This is a genomic window from Candidatus Saccharimonadales bacterium, assembly GCA_035457485.1.
Classification (GTDB): domain Bacteria; phylum Patescibacteriota; class Saccharimonadia; order Saccharimonadales; family EFPC-124; genus DATIBO01.
Genome location: DATIBO010000006.1, coordinates 350366 through 367621 on the forward strand (window position 1 = coordinate 350366; position 17256 = coordinate 367621).

The window sequence follows — 17256 nt, forward strand, 5'->3', positions numbered from 1 at the left end:
AATTAATATAATGAAACCGTTTCCGGCACTTACAACTCGCGAGTTACCAGAGGCGCCACGATGGACTAAAGCTATAGGTGTTGGTGTTGTGGCACTGGGCTTGGCGATAGGAACAGGGGAGCTTATACTCTGGCCAACTCTTGTAGTTAAATTTGGACCGAATATTTTATGGGGCGCGTTTATTGGTCTTACTCTACAGTTATTTATAAATTATGAGGTCGCTCGTCATACGCTGGCAACTGGCGAAAGTTTTTTTACCTCGTCGGCACGTTTGTTTAAGTGGTTTGCGCCCTTTTGGCTAGTAGCTGCATTTTTTTTGTATATCTGGCCAGGGTGGGCAAGCGCGCTGGGAACAATCTTGAATGCTCTGATGGGATTTGGAAATCCTGTTCTGTGGGCTTGGGCAACTCTTATCTTGGTGCTGCTTATGACTTTGGTTGGCAGGCAAGCCTATCACACACTTGAAGTATCTATGAAAATTATTGTCCCAGCTTTTTTTATTCTTTTGCTTTTTGTTAGTTTCAATAATCTTAGCCTAAACGACGTCGCACAGGGTGTTAAAGGTTTGTTTAGTATTGGTTGGATTCCAGCCGGTATAGATGTGAGTTTGTTTTTTAGTGCAATTGTTTTTGCTGGAACTGGCGGAATGCTTAATTTGTGTGTTTCGTTGTGGTATCGCGATAAGCAGGTGGGGATGGCAGCTTATAGCTCGCCGATAAAAAATCCCCTAACCTCGCAGGAACAAACACAAGATGTTAGCGGCCACACTTTTGAGGCTAAAGGCCAAAACCTTGCCCATTGGAAAAAATGGCTAAGCTACGTTCGCGGTGAGCAAGTTATAATTTTTTGGTTGCTAGGGCTTATAACGCTTTTTTTACTTAGCATTAACGCCTATGCCGTGCTTGCGCCGAGGGGAATTGTGCCCGAAGGTGCCGATGTTGCAATTGCTCAGGCAGCAATATTTGGCGAAACCTGGGGTGACGTGGGCGTAAAAGCATTTTTGATTATGGCTTTTTTGATGTTATTTTCGGTGATGTGGACCATAATAAACGCTTTTACACGCATAATTAGCGATGTTATTTTTGTTAATTCGCATGTGGGCCCGCTCCAGCGCATGTTTAGTAAGTTCAAAAATATAAGTCAAAGCAAACTTTACTATTTGTTGGTTGTCTTGTTGGTTATTATTCAGGCGGCGCTTGTACCATTTAGCCAGCCGCTGCCTTATCTGGTGCTAACATCGGTGCTTGGCGGTATGGTGATGGCTATATATGTGCCCGTAATTTTGGTTTTAAACAATCGTCACCTTGCGCAGTCACTGCGGCCTAAACTTTTTAGCAACTTTATTTTGGTTATTGCTGCCCTAACTTATACGGTATTTTCGATCATTGTATTGTTGTCGCTATTTGGAGTGATGTAGTGTTTAAAGCTACGAACAGATTCATAGGGCTATTTATTTGATGAAGATTAGGCTAATCTATAACCGTAACACGAGGAATTAAATGCGAAAAATTATAGCAACAATATCGTTAAGCGTTGACGGTTACTTTTGTGGCCCGAATGGCGAGATCGACTGGTTTGTATTAGATAAAGAATTTGACGATCACTCACTAGAAGTTTTGGACACGGTTGATACATTTTTGTTTGGTCGTACAACTTACGAAGGTATGGCGAACTATTGGCCAACACAGGGAGATAAGTATAATCCAGAAGTTGCTAAACGAATGAATGGCTATGCGAAGATTGCGGTTTCTGACAAGCCGATCGATCTAAGCTGGAACAATTCGCAACAACTCCAGGGTGATTTAATCGAAGAAGTCACGAAATTAAAACAGCAAGAGGGCGCAAATATTTGCATTTACGGAAGCGGCGACATTGTGCGTCAGCTAACCGATGCAGGTTTAATTGATGAATACAACTTACTAATTGACCCGGTTATTCTTGGCGATGGCAAAACCTTGTTTAAAGGAGTGAAACATAGAACGGCTTTAAATCTTAACGAAGTCCGACAGTTCAAGTCTGGCGTAGTTTTGCATAATTATACATTGCAAAAGTAGCTAAAAACATAATGCGATGCTCGTGTTATTTTGCTTGTAAAACTTCTAGAGTATACAAAATTTCACTCGCGTGAGTTGCGGGTGTGACTTTGGGAAATTCATGCACGATTTGACCATCAGGGTTGATAATAAAAGTTTTTCGCAACGTTCCAACATGTCCTAAAAAACCTTTGCCCCACGCGCCGTAGGCCTTAATGGTGCTTTTGGCGGGGTCGCTTAAAAGCGTAAATGGTAACTTGTAGTTTTTAATAAAATTAGCGTGACTTTCGACCGAATCTTTAGAGATGCCGATCACAACGGCATCTTTTGCTATTAGCGACTCATTAGCGTCACGAAATGAACATGCCTCGGCAGTGCATCCCGGAGTTTGGTCTTTAGGGTAAAAGTACAGAACTACCCATTTGCCGGCAAAATCCGTCAGCGTTTTGACGTTGCCGTTTTGATCTTTTAGCGAAAAGTTTGGAGCTTGCTTCATAAGTATACTTTATCATTTAGTGAGTTAAACTTAAATTCGGCCAGCTATTGAGGCTAAAACTAAAAGTATTGACATGGGCGTGACGGTAAACTACAGTTTTTATTTGTGCGTTGTACATACACACATCGCACGTACCCACGAATCCCGCAAAGGGGGTGAATGAATGAACTTCGACGAGGAGTACGAGGTCCCGGCCACGCAGGAGATCGGTGGCGTGGTGGAAATCACGCTCGGCTCGGCCGGCAACGACAAGAAGGACGACACCCAGTACTGGGTGTGACGTCCGAACCTCGAGGCCAGGCTTGCGCCTGGCCTCGAGGCCCCATCTACTCAAAGGAGTAATATGCAATGGGTTGCAGGGTTCTGGCCTCGACGAGACGCCATGAACAAACCTGTGGTTTTCCCAAAAAACTCACATGCCCACAATATGCTGTGGAATGTTGGGTACGAATGTACCGAGTTCCGTCGATTTAGCTCTGGTTCCACAACCGTCACGGTTGTAGGATCATGTCTGGCTACAGACGTCGAACTCAACGCCGCACTCCCAGCCGCCGATTCCGAGCGCTGGGAGATTTTTGCACAGTGGCCAGGTTCGTACATTGCCGTTGTGCAAAGAGCGCATGAAGCAGTAGTGATTACTGATCTTGCTGGGGCGAAACCGGTCTTCTGGGTAAAAACCGACTCTGGATGGTGGTGGTCGACAGCAGCGACACCTTTGGCGGCGTTGATGCGGTCAAAGGTTAACATTCGAGCACTTCTTACGCCTCTGATGGTGGCAGGAGTAGATGCGTGGGGCGGAGAAACGCCTTACGAGAAGGTGATGGTAGTTAAGCCGGGTTCGGTTCTTCGCCTGTCACATGACGGGCCGAAGGTCGAAACTTGGTATAAGCCAACGGTATTGTCGTTCGCCGAAGGGCAGCACAATTTCCGCGCCGCTCTCACTGATTCAGTCGGTCGGCGAGCAGCCCTAGGTGACATCTCTAGCGATTTGTCGGGAGGTATCGACTCAAGCCTTATTGCGCTGCTCGCAAGCCGCTTGACGGTTGTTCACGGAGCGACCTATGTTGATCCGTGGCAAAGAAACGATGACGCCGATTATGCTCGGCGCGTCGCAGGGTTCGGCGGAATCAGGCAAATTCTTGTCGAAGGCGACCAAACAACCACTCACTACAGCGATCTCGATGAAGCGCCATTTACGGATACACCGTCGGCCGATGGGGTCTTGTTCGGCTACAACCGAGCAAAGCTTCAAGCTGTGAAGGCGGCGGGTTCTCGACACCATCTAACCGGAGCTGCGGGTGATTGCATGCTTTTGTCTCCCTACCCATGGGTGGCGGAGCTGTATAAGCACCAGCGGCTTCAGGCTCTCCGTTGGGCGCGCCAAGAAGCTCGGCGTCGTTTGACGTCAAGTCGGCGATTCATCCTCGCAACGCGTCGACTGGCTACAACATCATTTGCCAATGAAGCCGCAAGGCTGGCAGGCGGAGTTGAGGTGGCCGAAAAGACGGCATGGTCTTCAGTCTGCTGGCTTAAGTGGATGGAGTCCGCCATCTGGCTAACCGAACAAGGTCGCTCGATGTTGTGTGGTCGTCTCGAGGAGATATCCTACGAGTTGGATCCGCCCGAGAATCCTGGCGCGAATCTCGATTGGCAAAGTCTTAGGGCTACGGCGATCGAGCGCACGACCGCGGTTGAGTTTGCGCGTTCCATTGGAATCACGCTCCACAATCCGTTTTTCGACACTCAGGTGATTGATGCTTGCCTGTCGATTCCGGGATATGAGCGTGCTCCCCTGGACACGTTTAAGCCGCTAGCAACGCTGGGCTTTATGGCAGAGTTGCCGGAGTTTTTGCGCCAGCGTCGCACTAAGGGCGACTTTGCCGGCACGATGCTTCACGGTATTCTGTTTAACCAGCACTGGCTGAAGCGCATGATCGAAAGTTCGGCTCTGGTAGAAATGGGGTTGATCGACAGAGATCAGCTACGTCAAAGTGTTCAATCTGCGATTTACGGATTTGACACTCAGCTGCGCGGGATTCACCACCTGACTACGATCGAAATGTGGTTGAGGTCCCGCGATCTGCGTCCTACTGTTTGGTGGGAGATGCTGTGAAGCTTTCTCAGGATGCATACCCTGTGTTCGACAAGCTTACGGGATCGGCGTACGTTCTCCTGCTCAGGACTGGCAAGTGGCGTTTTTTTAATCCGTCGGCCGGAAAGCTGTTAAAGCAACTAGCCGACGGTGTAGATCTGGAAACGGCTCTACGAAACGTCGCCGCAGGATACAGGAGGCCGGTTGACGTCGATGTCTTAAGGATCGACATGGAGCCCGTACTTCGGGCAATGATCGACCTCGGAATCCTAGAGGAGAACGAGTGACAGTTAATATGCTGCCGCCAGATAGTTCTGGCAGTGGGCTGAGCCTTGGCTACAAAGTCCTGGGTTTTCTGAGCCTTCTTTTGGCGGTCACTTCACTTCGAGTTCTGTCCTTGGCGACGTTGGTTACCACCTTGATCAAGGTGAAGCCTGATCGTGCAGCCAGCTCAAGGCAGGCAGAGGACTACATCCGCGCTATTCAGTGGGCAGGTAATTTCTACTTCGGTAGAGTTGCCTGCCTAGAAAGAGCTGTCGGTGTCGCAATCCTCGCGGCCATGGTCCGCAGGCGGGTTACAAGTTGCATTGGTGCTCGCTTTCGACCCAACGAGTTCCATGCTTGGACTGAGGTCGACGGCACTCCGGTCATGGAGATCGAAAGTGCCGATTGGCCCTACCAAGCCGCGGTAAGGTTTTAGGGTACGGTCTGCATGGCATCCAGCTATGCAGACCACTAACGATATTATTAAACTGCATCAGAGTACTGGGATGCCAGTTACCAAAACTCTAACGAAAGTGACGCCACGCGTTGTTTAGTCAGTTGGGAGAAGTAAAGCCACATCTTTGTTTTATTAAGTTAACAAATATATTTGATTATCCTGCAACTTTCTGAGATGATGTAATTATAACTAAGGGGAGGTTCTATGGTCTTAAGCTCAGTTCGCAAAATAAGCAGATTTTTTATTGGACTTTTGGTTTCGGCTTTAATGGTTTTACCAGCGGTCGGCGTTCAAGCAGCTGCACCAGGCAGTTTATATAGCTACACTCTTGATGGCGCGTCAGCGACAGTGACGAATAATGCCGCAGCTAACACCAACGTAAACCTTAACTTACTCGGTGATTGGTCGCAAACTAGCTTTGGGGTCAAGTTCGAGGGCAACACAACTAATAAGCAGTCTGTAGGCTATGCTAAACCAGCTAGCGGCAGTACCATTAACGTTCCTGCTTCGCAAGCATTCGGCGGAAGTGTCTTGTTTAAGTACCAGGCACCAACAAGCGGAACGTGCTTTGCAGACTCGCCAAACATCACACAAATTGGCAAATATGGCGCGGGTCTTACGCAGTTTAAATTTCAAATAAGTAATTGTGGCAAGAGTCAAACTGCAGTGTTTCCCCAGTGTCGTGTTGCGGGAAGTAGTGGCGCGAACAATCCAGTAATGGGAACTCAATCCCTGATCGATGGCTACGATTATATTTTGCAGTGTATAAAATCTCCAGATCCAGCTAGCGGGAGCGCAAGTTTGCAAATGAACTTGACTAAAATTGACCCAGTAAATGGTAATGTGACCTACACAAACAATTTTGCGATTAACAAAACTGGAACACTTAATTCCACTCAGTATTTAAGTGTTGCCAATCAATACCCACTTAAGTCGCAGGCAAACAACACTGATCAATTTAACGGTGAAGTTTCGAAAGTTGCTTATTGCACCGGCGCAACTGTAGCCGACGCACAAATTTGTTTGGATACAGAAGTACCTCTACAGTAAGTTAAGTAATTGTCATATCGTTTGTATTACAATAAACATATGACACCAAAAGAAACTGGCGGTAGATATCACTCACTCTATATTATTCTTTTTATAGCATTGTGTGTGGCTCTACTCGCCAGTGCGGTCTTGGCTTGGTATTACGCGCAGGATTTGACAAAATCACCCGTTGCCGATTCTTCGGTTAGTAACCAATCGTTTACCTTTGCGGCTGCAGGCGATTTTGATAGCGCGCCTGCTTTTGTCGACGTACTTAAGCAGATAAAAGCGAGTGACGCTAACTTCACTCTTGGTCTGGGCGACCTAAGTTATGGCAATGTTATCGAGCGAGAGTGGTGCGATAAAGTTCACGAAACACTCGGAGCTACGCATGCTTTTGAGTTGGTATTTGGTAATCATGACGATGTTTCGGGTAGTAAGGCAGGGCTTATGGCGGCATGCTTGCCTAACCGCATGCCTGATATGGTGGGCGACTACGGAAGCAAGTACTACTTTGACTATAAAGGTTTGGCGCGAATCATCGGAATTACGCCCGACATTACACTTTACGGGCAAACAAACCAATATGATCAGGGGTCAGAGCAGTATAAATGGCTGTCTGATCGTATTGACGAAGCGCAGAAGCAACAGCTTTGGGTGGTTGTTTCAATGCACAAAAACTGCCTGACGATTGGTGTTAAAGACTGCGAAATAGGCCAAGACCTATTTAATATGCTATTACAAAAACGCGTTGATATTATTTTACAGGGTCACGAACATGGTTATATGCGCAGTAAACAGCTACGCGTGGGTGAAGATTGCACTAGCCCTACCGTGGGATTCAAACCTAATTGTTTAGCGAGTGATTCAAACGACCTATACAACAAAGGTGATGGTTCAGTACTGGTAATCACCGGAACAGGAGGAGTAGAACCGCGTGACGCTCAGCTTGACAGCCCACTAGCTCCTTATTTTGCCAGTGTGCACGTTAAAAACGCCAACCCAGTATACGGTCCAACGATTTTTTATGTGACTCCCGTCGCGATAACGGCGCAGCTGATAGATACGGCCGGGAATGTTCAGGACTCATTTAGGATAGAACGCTGATCATTGACTTTATCGGCATATGAATTGACGTGATCTAACGAGGTCCAAGTGGAGCCCATTCCGAGTTCTTTTCAAGCTTGATCTAAACTACACCCCAGGACTACGAGCAGAGGTAGCGCATTTGCAGGTCGTAGTCTTCCGGCTTTACCTCAGTTAGGCCACCACTTACATATCCACTTCAGGATCGGCTTGTTTTTAGCTCGCTCCAAAACGCCTCACTCGCATCAAATTGCTTAACGGAGGAACAAAAAACCTCCGCTAATGAGTTACTGGACGTCGTAAGAAATACGAACCGTGCCAGCCTGAGTTTTTATTTTCCTGATTGTCTCACGCCCTATGTCTTTTAGTGCAGCAACATGCGTCCCGCCACATGGCACGCCAAAATCACCATATAACACAACTCGGCTCGGCTTATCTTTTGGTAGATACTCCGGCACATGTCGGCAAAGTTTTGCCATTTCCTCTTTATTGACGAAACGTATTTCAGTGGTAATACCGCGGCTCAGGATTTCGGCAATCTTTTGCGATAACTTTTCCATTACATCTTCCTTGGCCTCGTTGCCCAAGTCACCTTGGTATTCAACGTACGCACCCTGTGGAAAGTGATAGCCTTTGCCCGGAACCCAGTCGTAGCCGAGTTCGTTTACCGCCATATCTAAAACGTGTCCGCCAGAGTGAACTCGAGTATTTAGTTCACGGCGATCTTTATCTACCGCGCACTCCACGTCTTCGCCTTGCATGAACGGATAGCCTTCAAAACGCCCGATGTGTAGTACGAGTCCCTCGGCAAAGCGCACCTCCTCAACGGTAAATGTGGAATCTGGGCTTGAAATTGTGCCGGTATCGTAGGGTTGCCCGCCGCCTTGCGGGTAAAAAACCGTTTGGTCTAGGTAGACGATTGTCTTTCCATCCTTTTCTTCAACCTTTTCAACGTATGCCGTACAAGCAAGTTGTTGCATATTTTCTAAATAAAGTAGTTTCGTGTGATTCATCATATTCCTTTTTAACTTAAATAGAATTGACAGATTCAGTCATAATTATATCCTAAAGATATCCTGCTGCGCCGTGATTAATTTTACTGTATACAGCATCGTAAATTTCGTTTGCTTCTTGGTTTGTTAGCGATCTTTCCAGATGCCTAAGCGTAATGCGTACTAGTACATTTTTTTGATCTGGCTTGCAGCCTAGTCGTTCACGGGCAATTTGCGGCAGATCCTTGTAGAGAGTTTCGTTTAATACTTCAACACTTTCAAGAATATTTACTTTGTCTCCTAGGGCTTGACGAATATCCTCGTTTATATCTTCTTCTACATGCTTCGCTGGAATGCTATATGACATGTCACGCGTAATCGCCGGTTGGTGTGATACTTCGGTATATTTTTCAAGGTCTTTCATTTGAACAGCGATCGCAGGGTTTGTAGAGCGAAGATAGCGAATGTCTGGGATATCTTTGAGCGTCATAACCAAGCGGTCGAGTCCAATACCCATAGCCCAGCCAGAATGTTTGGCCGGATCAAGCCCAGCATCATTGAGTATTTGATCGTTGATTAAGCCGCACTCTAAGATCTCGATATCTTGGTCGCCTAGCACGGCGTTTACTTCTACGCCCTGCTTTGTGTAGGGGTGTGGGCTGTCGATAATACGCAGTTTCCAGTCTGGGGCCGCGATTTCGGCGATTCTCCTGACCGTTTCAAGTAGATCTTCTTTAACAATTGTGGGTTTTCGGCTAATACGCCAAATGTCTAATTGATGGAGCACGCCCAAGTGCTTTTTGTCGGTAACATCACGGCGGTACGCAAGGCCAGGTAGTAAAATCACAACATCTTGCCAGTCGTTTCGCGCGGCGAGCTGCTTTAGCAGTGCTGGCGCATGTGCAGTGGTGTGGGTGCGCAAAAGGTGTTCTTGGTCGACGTAGTGTGTGTAGGTGGATGAGCGGCTTATGTTGTCTTTAGGGACAAGCAGGGCATCGTAGTTGTCTGCGGCCAATACGATCGGATTATCGCGGTGGACAATTGTCTCGCTCATTGGATGTGCTGCTCGCACGCTATCTTCGATTTTTTGGTATAGCAAGGCGACCGCGTGTGGCTCGCCGGCTTGTGTTAGGTCTGGAATTGCTAAATAGCTTTTTAGCGCTTCTTTGCTGAGTGGTTTTATATACATTTTCATTGTAATTCCTTGTTTTGTTAAATAAAAAAGCCCCTTTCGGGGGCTGCTTGGTTCATGTTGGTAAAATGCTAGCGGGTAAAGTTAGCTAAGCCCCCGTGGGTGGAGCTTGTAAAGAAAACGGCCTGGTTTTGGACTTGGTAAATCACATTGTCTATTATATCATCGTTATTTCATTATACAAATAGCTCATCCTGCATTGGAAGCTTTGACTCTTGAACTATAGGCCATAAACGAAAAGAGATCACCCAAAAGATTTAGCGTTTAACAAAGCGAGCAAACAGCAGTCTCTCATAAAAATAGGTTTGAGCTTACTTGGAGCAGCATTGATACCCAAAAGGAATCGAACCCTAAAAATAACTGATATGACGCAACAAAAAAGCTCCAATAAAATAAATTATGGAACTTTTCGTATCTGTTGATAAATTTGGTGAGCTCACTGGATAAAAAATGGAACACTATCTACCCAAGTTTAATTTTGCTTTACCAAAAATCAATACTGCTCGGAATAGACCTAGACTAACAGCTTCTGCAATTCTTCAAAAACAAAAGGTACTTCGAATATTCCATCTTCAGAGCCAAAGTGCCCTTTGTCGTGCAGTACAATACCTTTCGCCTGCAACTTATTTTTAAACAAATCCATTTGATCAAGTTTTATAAAAGGATCGTTATCAGAATGTATCGCTACAAATTTGTCACAGTGTTCTCGTATATTCGTCCAATCCAGCTCGTGATCAAAGAAGGTATCATGCTGGCCTTTGTATTCGCTAAATTTTTCGCCAAATCCGGCGATCATAATAACGCCGCCAACCTTTTCGTTTTCGGAAAGAGTTTCGAGATATCGAAGAATAGTAATGCAACCAAGACTGTGGCCAATAAGGTAAGTATTAGTAGTTGGACGGCCTACGGTTTGCATGAGTTTCTCTGTCCATTCACTAGCAGCCGGATGTTCCGGGTTTGGCATGGCCGGAACATCAACATTCCATGCACCTGTGGCTTCAAGCTCTTTCTTAAGCCAAGGCTTCCAGTTGCTCTCGGGTTTGCTCTTCCAGCCGTGTACAATAATTGCGTGATTCATGGATTTATTATAGCAATAGCCAAAGCGGCTCAGGTGGCTCCCTACGGGAATCAAACTCAATTTTACAGAGGTGGTACAAACAAAAATGTCCCAGGCTTTATTTTCTGGAACATATTTATACCTGTTGTCTAAAATGGTGAACTCGCTGGATAAAAGATGGAACACTATTTTGAGCAGCACCCATATGCTCTACGTAAAGCTTATTAAGTTAGGCCTCGAGCTGAAGTAAGCCTCTTCCATTTTTGCTAGAATAATTAAAGATTGGAACCAAGATGATAAAAAAACATGTTGAGATATATGCAAAATATGCCGGCCTGGCCACAGTTTGTTTTGAGTGGTTGGCAGTCATACTCTTTTTTCTAATTAGGCCAGCGGATTTTAATGGCCAAAACCCCATAAGCTACTTTGCTTCATTGCCAGAGACACGAGCAATTTTTAGTGTCTGTTTGACCATAGCTGCTGTAAGTTTTTGGATATTTACAAGATTTCATTTGCCCAAGCACTATGCTGTTCCGGTGCGACTCTTTGCCGCGTCTATGTTGGGTTACGCTTTGCTAGCACTTGTGCCATACGACCCTAACAATGTTGCTAGTGATATAATCCACAGAATCTTAGCTCTATTTTTCTCTGTGACATTCCTCGCCGGAATTTATCTTGTCGGAAAAAATAACCGCGATGCTCAGGTGCGCTGGGTGTCATACATAGCCGCGGCTTTGAGCGGAATTATACTAATAATGTTTTTAGCTTTTCCAAAAAGTCCGATTCTATTAGTACTAGAGGCACTCAGCGCTTTTATAGGGCAAGCTTGGATTGTATGGATTTCGTTTCATAGTTTTGCAAAAGCAAGAACTGTACAAACGAAGTGATGTAATAATTGCAATGGCGACCTCACTGGATAAAAGATGGAACTCATTTATTCCTGGTCTCTATTAGGCCGTTGGTCTTAAATAACACAGATGACTTGCCGAATGCCTATTTTGCGTAGTGAGAAAGTGTTACGCCCACTGCATGGTGGACTATTGGCGATAATGAGACAAGCGCTTTTTAGCGCTTAGCCTCATATCGATCAAAACCATACTCCAAAAAGCCTTCGCCGCTCGTAAGATTTGGTAGTCCTTGTTGCAAATCATGTACCTGAGCAGACGGAATATCCCCTGTAATCACATACATTTGGCCTTGTACTTTCGTATCTTTAGGGACGGCGCGAAGTTTTGCCAGAGCTGACAAGACGCCAGCAATCGATTCGCTCGGGATTTCAAGCTTAAAGTGACAAATTGGCTCACAAATTACCGTGCCCGCTTGCTCCAGAGCCACACGTAAGACCACTGGAGTTAGCTTACGAAAATGAGCCGCCGTTGTTCTAGGCGTGTCGCTGATTGGCTTGGCTGTTCCGTCCCCTGTGTAGTAACTGCAGTCAGTCATGGTAACAATACAGTCGGTAACCTCTAGATCATACAACCCTTGCTGGAGGGTATCTTTAATATATTGTGTCATGTGCGCTACGAAGTTACCGGTGTTTTTGTAAATATATAGCGGGATGTAATGGTCTACGCCAAGTCGGAATATAACCCCCGAACCTGGTATTCCTGGCTCAATGCTTAGTCCCACCGTGGCCGAAGTAGGATTGCGCTCTTCTTGCAAGAATTCGGCCGCGTGGCCACTGCCTATTGGCCGCTCGATACAAATTGGCTGTGTCCGCTCAAATTGTGCGGCAACGCCAAAGTCATGTGCAAGCGTGGCGGCAATTACCTCCTTTTGCACTTCGCCATAGAGCGAGACGTATAACTTTTGGGTGCTTTGCCGAAGGTTAATGAGCGGATCTTGCTCGGCAAGCTGCTTGAGCGCAGCATGCAGCTTGGGCTGTTGGCCGGTATTTTTTGCGACTACTGCCGCTTCTAGCGTTGGGGCCACGAATGAAAAGCCACTATTGCGAACGTCGCCTATTGTGTCGCCAACTTGTGCGTTTTCTAAGCCCCACACTTTGCCAATCTCGCCGGCTCTTATACTCGAAGCCTGGGCGCGGCCAAAAACTTGCAACGCACTCACTTTGCCGTATGCCAGCTTTTCGCGCGCCTTGATTGCACCTGAAAAGAGGCGCAGGTAAGCAATTTTCTCACCCCGCGGCCCGCGCTCAATCTTGAAGATAGTACCGGAGGTAGTATTACTATAGGTTAGTGAGATCGGCAATATTAGAGGTAAGGCTCGCATCAAATCCTCGACTCCAGCGCCTGTGATTGCCGACCCAAAGAACACAGGGGTTGCGTTGGAAGGCTGGCATTGTGGCTTGAGTTTAAAGCTGGCATTGGGCTGGCCGATATTTTCTACCATGCCCATTGGTACAATCTTCAGCGCTAATTTGGTTGCAATTACATCGAGCAAATCAGAATATCGAGCACCCACACGGTCAATCTTATTCACAAAAATGACAGTCGGGATTTTTAATTTTTGCAAGGCTACCGTCAAAATGCGCGTCTGCGGTTGCACTCCCTCGACGGCCGAAATGACCAACACTACGCCGTCAAGCACACTTAAAACGCGCTCGACCTCGGCAATAAAGTCCGGGTGTCCGGGTGTGTCGATTAAGTTAACGCGAGTTTCGCCAATGTCAAACGAGGCCACGGCGGATTTTATCGTGATGCCGCGCTGACGCTCAAGTACGAGCGAATCCGTTTGAGTATTGCCCGCGTCTACACTGCCGACATTTTTAATAACCCCAGCAGCATAAAGCAGCCGCTCAGTTAAACTTGTTTTACCGGCGTCTACATGAGCCAGTATTCCTAGATTTAGATATTTCATTTAAAGAATGTGCTTTCGTGTTGAGTTTGTAGTTGTGAGTTAAGATGGTCTTTTGAAACATAGAATCTCCTGTTTGTTGATTATTTTGAAACTAATTATTTGTATTAAACTTTATATCTGCCGCTAAGTCCGGCCGGTACTTTGCCATAAAGTCGCGTTCGTTCGGCATCCAAATATTGAGCCACAACCAGTCGTGATTATTGGCAATTGAAATATCGCGCGACATGCCACGTTTTGTGGCAACTTCGAGCGGGCAATCTACCCATATTTTATAGCCGTAAAACCTCAATATATCTGGGTGAAACATGCTTAATCCTTCGACAATGAGGTATTGGGATCTTGGCACAACACGCCACTCTCCAAGCCGGTCGTTTTTCCAGTCGTAGACTTGGTGACTAATTTTGCAAAGCTGGTTCAAGCACTTGTTTTTGCAAGCGCGGGCGATCGTAGCTATTCCAATCTTCTGTGCGATGTCGGCAACGGCTGATAATAAAGTCGTCAGCAGCGATTACTTCGGCATTGCCAAGTTTTTCTTTGAGCTTCGCTGCCAGCGTTGACTTACCCGAGCCGCCGTAGCCAGAAATAGCGATGATGATCGGACAATTTTTGTGTTGTTTTAGTTTTTGTATAGCAGTTACAATTTCTTGCATATTTTTCTCCAAAAAGAAACGAGCGCCTTATGCGAAAGCTAGTAGCTTAAGCGGCGCTCGTTTCTTTATAGATTAAATATGTTTAGACACAACAAAAAACAGTGCTTAAGCGACTAGTTTAAAAGTTGTGTTCCTGCCATGTATTAAATCTTTCCTTTTATTGTATTAAAGCATAAACATGTAATGTTAGTCAAGCTGGCACTCCTAAAAGGAATCGAAACATTCTCCAGAGGTAGTTTACTAAACAAAAAACTCCACGATTTAATATGGAGTTTTTTGTCATCTGTAGAGTTTCCAAAGAAGATGAGAATGATGTCTTGGTGACCTCACTGGATAAAAGATGGAACACTATTTACCCAGGTTTTCTATTAATCTTCGAAAGGCTAAAGCGGGTTGGAATCTATTTAAGAAAACAGGATGTTCTCTTACGTAAAAGCTTTGTTGTTCATTAAATTAAAATGCCCAGTCTACACTGGGCACCATTTTTGCGTCGTGACAGACGTGTCGCCAACGTTGCGCATGTAGATCCGTGGTCATTGTCGTACAATGGATATCAGATTTACAAGGCAGGATGGAGACATATGACAAAAATCTTTACCGAACAAGAAAACCAATCATGGGCACAAAAACTACCTGGCAAAATGACAAGTGCCTGTATTGCACTACGCTCATCGGACAAAGTACTCATGGTGAAGGCGAGCTACAAAGACCACTGGACATTTCCAAGCGGCATCGTTGACCCAGGCGAATCACCTAAAGCAGCTGCTATCCGCGAGACACTCGAAGAGGTTGGGCTAACGGTTCCATCTGACGATTGTCAGCTTTTGACCGTTATCTACACAGCTGCCGCCCACGAGGCTGATCGTGACCGATTCAATTTCGCATTCGTTTCAGATGCTTTCGATGAGAACATCGATTTATCTGTTCCGAATGACGAGATTGAGAAGGCTGAGTGGGTGAACTTCAACAAAGTGGCCGAACGATCTGGCGGCAAAGGTAGCTACGCTAACTTTCAGCGACTACTGCTTGCTGCCGACAATTCGGAGCCTTACGTCGAAGTCCACCCCGCAGCGAACTAGATCACTAGATTTCTACTAGCCGTGCCAACTCATCCCAGAAGAATTTGTAGTAGGCCGGTTCGTAGTGCACCGGGTTGAGGCCCCATGGATGAGAAGCCGACCCTACGAAGAGCTGCTGAGGGTAGACGATCTGTCGACAGCCGGACTCAGCCTTGAACATATCGTCGACGCCAGCCCAGCGTTCATTCTTCGCACTGAGTCGCTCCGGCCCCGCAAAGCTTCCGTCCCCACCTGACTGGTAGCCAGAGTAGCTGAGCGCAAACCGAGCGGAGTTCAGAACAAGTACGGCGTTGGGCAGCTGGCGACTGTCCTTGCTGGAAGCGTTCATGCTACACTTTCTTTGAGTGGTTTTCGATTGTAAATGTTCTATAAGCCGCCGAATTACATAGAAATAAAGGCGAAACACCTTCTATCTTAAATAAACTTCAGCGGCCTACTACAAACAGGTTGGCATTTTTGATTCTGATGACGAAGTAATCGATGGTTAATATTCCAAGTATTTAACCGTAACCTGGCAGGTCGGAGCCATTGCGTCCATCCGTACCCCGGTTGCTCCAGTGAGTCTTCAAAATAACAGAGTTAAACAAAAAAGCCCCACAAAATAAATTATGGAACTCTTTCGTATCTGTTGATAATTTTGGTGATCCCAAGGGGAATCGAACCCCTGTTGCCGGGATGAAAACCCGGTGTCCTAACCGCTAGACGATGGGACCGTAACGGTATTAACAGATGTAAATTATAACAAAATAATGATAATTGTAAAGCCCTAAAACGGTGAACGCCCCGGTAGCGTGACAGGTTCGTCACACTTCCGGGGCGTCTTCCGCAGAGCACTTACATGTTGCGGGCGCGAGCCATCAGGCTCGCTTTGTTACTTGGCCGGCGCCTTCGGGTCGGGGATGGTGATCCCCAGCCCGGCTCCCCCGAGGGAGAGCAGGCCGTCCGGCAGGGCGTTCAGCGCGTCGATCTGTGCGCAGCTCGGGCACGTGTTGTACCCGCGCTGGCGCGCCTCGTTCGCGTCGGCGTCCAGCACGGCCTTGGCCTTGGCCGCCTGCGCGGCGTTGGCGTCGGCCCAGGCGGCCAGCGTCTTGTCGATGCTCGTCTGAACCTTGTCGCTGATGACCAGTTCGACGCTGTTGAACACGACCTTGATCTCGCCGACCCAGCCGCCGAGCTTGGCCAGCTCTTCCTCGAGCCGCTTCTGCACGGCCGTCTGGATCTTCTCCCGGTTCGACGTCGCCTCAGGCGTCATCGCATCCGGGTTGATCACCTCCACGGGAGTCTGACCAGGCTTGACCTCGGTGGTGGTCTGCGGCTTGACCAGCTTGCACTTCGGGTTGAGCGCAGTGCAGTCGTACTTGACGATCTCGTCGCGGATGGCCGCGTCCGAGGCCTTGATCAGCACCGCGTCCAGGAAGGCGCGCCACCCCTTGAGCTCGTCGTACGAGTCGGACGGGAAGTAGAACTCCCCGTCGGCGCCCCGGTACTTGCGCGAGCCGTAGCTCGCGTCGAACTCCTTCAGCTTCTCGGCGTCACCCGTGATCGTGATCAGCATCTGCCCCTTGATGCCGACGTCGATGCCGTCGCGCGTGGGGAAGGCGTTGTAGTTCACGCCGGGCTCGTCGGTCTTGTATGCGCCGACGAAGTCGATGGGCTGCGGGGAACTGGGGTAGTACCGGACCTTCGACCACCAGCCGGTCCACTTGATGTTGGAGCCGGATCCGATGGTCATGAAGGGCTTACGGTCGTCGAACGGGCCGCCGTTGCGGACGACCGCGATCTGGCCGCTCTCGGTACTGGTGTAGCTGTCGAGAACGCCGACGAAGCCGACGCTACCGATCAGCGCGAGGAGGACGAAGAAGCCCTTCGTGGGCCCCGATCGCTCTCTCAGCCAGTCGATCATGGCAAACTCCCAGTTGTGCATGAGCAATACGGTTGCTCACCCGGAGAAGATTAAAATCCCCTCATAAAAAAGCCAGAAAGCCCTGGCCGTCTTAAGAAGAGATTTTTGT

Annotated in this window: 18 protein-coding genes and 1 tRNA gene; 9 read left to right on the top strand and 10 right to left on the bottom strand. The window is 47.4% G+C overall.

The features are described 5' to 3' along the window. The first annotated feature begins 10 nt into the window (after positions 1 to 10). Both VLA77_02020 and VLA77_02025 read left to right on the top strand, forming a co-directional pair. A complete protein-coding gene (locus tag VLA77_02020) occupies positions 11 to 1417 on the top strand; it encodes an Nramp family divalent metal transporter (protein ID HSE29340.1) in 1407 nt (468 codons plus the stop codon). Positions 1418 to 1499: 82 nt separating this feature from the next. Then, positions 1500 to 2054 carry a dihydrofolate reductase family protein gene (locus tag VLA77_02025; GenBank protein ID HSE29341.1) on the top strand — a complete coding sequence of 185 codons (555 nt, stop codon included), beginning with the start codon at positions 1500 to 1502 and terminating at the stop codon, positions 2052 to 2054. Positions 2055 to 2079: 25 nt separating this feature from the next. Here the strand turns inward: VLA77_02025 and VLA77_02030 are convergent, their stop codons facing one another. Next, positions 2080 to 2529, bottom strand: coding sequence for a peroxiredoxin (locus VLA77_02030; GenBank protein HSE29342.1), 450 nt, complete (start codon positions 2527 to 2529; stop codon positions 2080 to 2082). Positions 2530 to 2872: 343 nt separating this feature from the next. Between VLA77_02030 and VLA77_02035 the strand changes: the two genes are divergently transcribed. The 5 genes from VLA77_02035 (at position 2873) to VLA77_02055 (ending at position 7478) form a co-directional block, all read left to right on the top strand. Further along, a complete protein-coding gene (locus tag VLA77_02035) occupies positions 2873 to 4642 on the top strand; it encodes an albusnodin/ikarugamycin family macrolactam cyclase (GenBank protein ID HSE29343.1) in 1770 nt (589 codons plus the stop codon). Beyond that, positions 4639 to 4908, top strand: a complete 270-nt coding sequence (locus VLA77_02040; GenBank protein HSE29344.1) for a hypothetical protein — start codon at positions 4639 to 4641, stop codon at positions 4906 to 4908. Before VLA77_02035 ends, VLA77_02040 begins: the two co-directional genes overlap by 4 nt. Next, positions 4905 to 5321, top strand: coding sequence for a lasso peptide biosynthesis B2 protein (locus tag VLA77_02045; GenBank protein ID HSE29345.1), 417 nt, complete (start codon positions 4905 to 4907; stop codon positions 5319 to 5321). The genes VLA77_02040 and VLA77_02045 overlap by 4 nt, the downstream gene beginning before the upstream one ends. 225 nt (positions 5322 to 5546) lie before the next feature. Then, complete coding sequence (locus VLA77_02050; GenBank protein HSE29346.1) at positions 5547 to 6392, top strand: hypothetical protein; 846 nt, start codon at positions 5547 to 5549, stop codon at positions 6390 to 6392. Positions 6393 to 6431: 39 nt separating this feature from the next. Beyond that, positions 6432 to 7478 (top strand): metallophosphoesterase, encoded by a 1047-nt coding sequence (locus VLA77_02055; GenBank protein ID HSE29347.1) that lies wholly within the window; start codon positions 6432 to 6434, stop codon positions 7476 to 7478. 266 nt (positions 7479 to 7744) lie between these two features. Here the strand turns inward: VLA77_02055 and VLA77_02060 are convergent, their stop codons facing one another. The 3 genes from VLA77_02060 to VLA77_02070 all read right to left on the bottom strand — a co-directional run bounded on the left by VLA77_02060 (position 7745) and on the right by VLA77_02070 (position 10719). After that, positions 7745 to 8470 (bottom strand): alanine--tRNA ligase-related protein, encoded by a 726-nt coding sequence (locus VLA77_02060; GenBank protein HSE29348.1) that lies wholly within the window; start codon positions 8468 to 8470, stop codon positions 7745 to 7747. Positions 8471 to 8522: 52 nt separating this feature from the next. Beyond that, positions 8523 to 9644: a hypothetical protein gene (locus tag VLA77_02065; GenBank protein HSE29349.1), complete on the bottom strand. Its 1122-nt coding sequence runs from the start codon at positions 9642 to 9644 to the stop codon at positions 8523 to 8525. A 511-nt stretch (positions 9645 to 10155) separates the two neighbouring features. Further along, positions 10156 to 10719, bottom strand: coding sequence for an alpha/beta hydrolase (locus VLA77_02070; protein HSE29350.1), 564 nt, complete (start codon positions 10717 to 10719; stop codon positions 10156 to 10158). 272 nt (positions 10720 to 10991) lie between these two features. Here VLA77_02070 and VLA77_02075 point away from each other — a divergent pair, with 272 nt between their 5' ends. Continuing rightward, entirely contained in the window at positions 10992 to 11585 is a 594-nt protein-coding gene (locus VLA77_02075; GenBank protein ID HSE29351.1) for a DUF998 domain-containing protein, read from the top strand. A gap of 178 nt (positions 11586 to 11763) precedes the next feature. On the opposite strand, the gene VLA77_02080 is transcribed toward VLA77_02075, so the two are convergent. From VLA77_02080 to VLA77_02090, 3 genes are all read right to left on the bottom strand, one after another. Continuing rightward, positions 11764 to 13515, bottom strand: a complete 1752-nt coding sequence (locus VLA77_02080) for a translation factor GTPase family protein (GenBank protein ID HSE29352.1) — start codon at positions 13513 to 13515, stop codon at positions 11764 to 11766. Positions 13516 to 13606: 91 nt separating this feature from the next. Next, positions 13607 to 13822 (bottom strand): hypothetical protein, encoded by a 216-nt coding sequence (locus tag VLA77_02085; protein HSE29353.1) that lies wholly within the window; start codon positions 13820 to 13822, stop codon positions 13607 to 13609. An 88-nt stretch (positions 13823 to 13910) separates the two neighbouring features. Continuing rightward, on the bottom strand, positions 13911 to 14165 hold the full coding sequence (locus VLA77_02090) for a zeta toxin family protein (GenBank protein ID HSE29354.1): 255 nt from the start codon (positions 14163 to 14165) through the stop codon (positions 13911 to 13913). Between the two features lie 458 nt (positions 14166 to 14623). Between VLA77_02090 and VLA77_02095 the strand changes: the two genes are divergently transcribed. Then, a complete protein-coding gene (locus VLA77_02095; protein HSE29355.1) occupies positions 14624 to 15244 on the top strand; it encodes an NUDIX domain-containing protein in 621 nt (206 codons plus the stop codon). Positions 15245 to 15248: 4 nt separating this feature from the next. On the opposite strand, the gene VLA77_02100 is transcribed toward VLA77_02095, so the two are convergent. From VLA77_02100 to VLA77_02110, 3 genes are all read right to left on the bottom strand, one after another. After that, positions 15249 to 15572, bottom strand: coding sequence for a DUF6270 domain-containing protein (locus VLA77_02100; GenBank protein ID HSE29356.1), 324 nt, complete (start codon positions 15570 to 15572; stop codon positions 15249 to 15251). 310 nt (positions 15573 to 15882) lie between these two features. Continuing rightward, positions 15883 to 15957, bottom strand: a tRNA-Glu gene (locus tag VLA77_02105). Between the two features lie 158 nt (positions 15958 to 16115). Beyond that, entirely contained in the window at positions 16116 to 17147 is a 1032-nt protein-coding gene (locus tag VLA77_02110; protein ID HSE29357.1) for an SPFH domain-containing protein, read from the bottom strand. Positions 17148 to 17256: the final 109 nt, after the last annotated feature.

Bases quoted from the DNA above. Each gene is read 5' to 3' on its own strand.
- VLA77_02020 (HSE29340.1), top strand. From the start codon at position 11: ATGAAACCGTTTCCGGCACTTACAACTCGCGAGTTACCAGAGGCGCCA.
- VLA77_02025 (HSE29341.1), top strand. From the start codon at position 1,500: ATGCGAAAAATTATAGCAACAATATCGTTAAGCGTTGACGGTTACTTT.
- VLA77_02030 (HSE29342.1), bottom strand. From the start codon at position 2,529: ATGAAGCAAGCTCCAAACTTTTCGCTAAAAGATCAAAACGGCAACGTC.
- VLA77_02035 (HSE29343.1), top strand. From the start codon at position 2,873: ATGCAATGGGTTGCAGGGTTCTGGCCTCGACGAGACGCCATGAACAAA.
- VLA77_02050 (HSE29346.1), top strand. From the start codon at position 5,547: ATGGTCTTAAGCTCAGTTCGCAAAATAAGCAGATTTTTTATTGGACTT.
- VLA77_02055 (HSE29347.1), top strand. From the start codon at position 6,432: ATGACACCAAAAGAAACTGGCGGTAGATATCACTCACTCTATATTATT.
- VLA77_02060 (HSE29348.1), bottom strand. From the start codon at position 8,470: ATGAATCACACGAAACTACTTTATTTAGAAAATATGCAACAACTTGCT.
- VLA77_02065 (HSE29349.1), bottom strand. From the start codon at position 9,644: ATGAAAATGTATATAAAACCACTCAGCAAAGAAGCGCTAAAAAGCTAT.
- VLA77_02070 (HSE29350.1), bottom strand. From the start codon at position 10,719: ATGAATCACGCAATTATTGTACACGGCTGGAAGAGCAAACCCGAGAGC.
- VLA77_02075 (HSE29351.1), top strand. From the start codon at position 10,992: ATGATAAAAAAACATGTTGAGATATATGCAAAATATGCCGGCCTGGCC.
- VLA77_02080 (HSE29352.1), bottom strand. From the start codon at position 13,515: ATGAAATATCTAAATCTAGGAATACTGGCTCATGTAGACGCCGGTAAA.
- VLA77_02085 (HSE29353.1), bottom strand. From the start codon at position 13,822: ATGTTTCACCCAGATATATTGAGGTTTTACGGCTATAAAATATGGGTA.
- VLA77_02090 (HSE29354.1), bottom strand. From the start codon at position 14,165: ATGCAAGAAATTGTAACTGCTATACAAAAACTAAAACAACACAAAAAT.
- VLA77_02095 (HSE29355.1), top strand. From the start codon at position 14,624: ATGCCCAGTCTACACTGGGCACCATTTTTGCGTCGTGACAGACGTGTC.
- VLA77_02100 (HSE29356.1), bottom strand. From the start codon at position 15,572: ATGAACGCTTCCAGCAAGGACAGTCGCCAGCTGCCCAACGCCGTACTT.
- VLA77_02110 (HSE29357.1), bottom strand. From the start codon at position 17,147: ATGATCGACTGGCTGAGAGAGCGATCGGGGCCCACGAAGGGCTTCTTC.